Annotated in this window: 2 protein-coding genes; both read left to right on the top strand. The window is 71.2% G+C overall.

The features are described from left to right. A partial coding sequence (locus BN1056_RS03440; protein ID WP_280516427.1) for a penicillin-binding transpeptidase domain-containing protein occupies nucleotides 1–824 on the top strand: 824 nt, incomplete at its 5' end. After that, the coding region (locus BN1056_RS03435) for a serine/threonine-protein kinase (protein ID WP_210579085.1) at nucleotides 821–1,547 on the top strand (727 nt) is incomplete at its 3' end. The genes BN1056_RS03440 and BN1056_RS03435, both read left to right, overlap by 4 nt.

Genomic DNA, 1,547 nt, shown 5'->3' with positions numbered 1-1,547 from the left:
TGTACCCGCCTGGCTCCACCTTCAAGATCCTGACCACTGCCGCCGCGCTGCGCACCGGGAAGGCGAGCGCGGATACGGAGATGGACGCGCCGGATACCCTCACCCTGCCGGGCACCAACCACGCCCTGTCCAACTACGCCGGCGAGTCCTGCGGCAACGGCACCGTCACCCTGGCCGAGGCGTTCGCCCAGTCCTGCAACACTCCCTTCGCCCAGCTGGCCATGGATGTGGGTGACGATGAGCTCGCCACGGAGGCCGCCAACTGGGGCTTCGGCGAGGACCTGGACATACCGCTGACGGTAACCCCGTCCACCTACCCGGCCAACGACTCGCAGGCGCAGACCGCCATGGCCGGCATCGGGCAGGCCTCCGTGCGGGTCACGCCGCTGATGATGGCGACGGTGGCGGCCACCATCGCCAACGGCGGCGAGCAGATGACCCCCTACCTGATCGCCCAAACGCTCGACTCCGACCTGTCGGTCGTGTCTACCGCCACGCCGAAGGTGGCCCGCACACCGATCGACTCCTCCACGGCGCAGACCCTGTCGGAGCTGATGCAGCAGGCGGTCACCGACGGCACCGGCACCACCGCGCAGGTTGCCGGCGTGACGGTGGCCGGGAAGACCGGCACCGCCGAGACGGGGTCGGCCGAGGGCGGCCCGGTCACCTGGTTCGTCGGCTTCGCCGGCACGGACATCGCCGATCCCACCGTCGCCGTCGCCGTGGTGCTCGACGGCGGTGAGCAGACCGCCGCCACCGGCACCGGCGGCTCGGTCGCCGGCCCGATCGCCGCCTCCGTGATCGACGCGGCGGTGGACCAGTGAAACCCGAACCCGGTCTAGAGCTGCAGGGCCGCTACCAGCTGGTTGAGCGCATCGCCCTGGGCGGCATGGGCGAGGTGTGGCGCGCCACCGACCTGCGTTCCGGTCGGGCGGTGGCCGCGAAGATCCTGCGCCCGGAACTGGCCGGGGATGAGATCTTCCTGTCCCGCCTGCGCGCCGAGGCCGCCAACTCTCGCGGCCTGCGCCACCCGAACCTGGCGGTGGTGCTGGACTCCGGGGAGCGGCACGGCTCCGGCTGGATCGTCATGGAGCTGGTGCAGGGGCGCGCCCTGTCGGACATCCTGGCCGAACGGGGCACCATGCCGCCGGAGGAAATCCTGCCGATCCTGGCGCAGGTCGCCCGCGCCCTGCAGGTGGTGCACGACTCCGGCGTGGTGCACCGCGACGTCAAGCCCTCCAACATCCTGATCAACCGGGAGGGACTGGCCAAGCTCACCGACTTCGGCATCTCCATGGGCGTCAATCAGCGCCCCATGACCGCCACCGGCATGGTCATGGGCACCGCCCAGTACCTGGCCCCAGAGCAGGCCATGGGCAACATGGCCACCCCCTCCGGGGACCTGTACGCGCTGGGGGTCATCGCCTACGAGGCCCTGGCCGGACACCGCCCCTTCACCGGCTCCACGCAGGTGGACATCGCCTTCGCACACGTCAACCAGCCGGTGCCGCCGCTGCCCGACCACCTGCCGGCAGAGGTGCGCGAGG

The organism is Actinomyces succiniciruminis (assembly GCF_900002405.1).
Lineage (GTDB): Bacteria > Actinomycetota > Actinomycetes > Actinomycetales > Actinomycetaceae > Actinomyces > Actinomyces succiniciruminis.
This window is presented reverse-complemented; position numbering and strand designations above follow the sequence as displayed.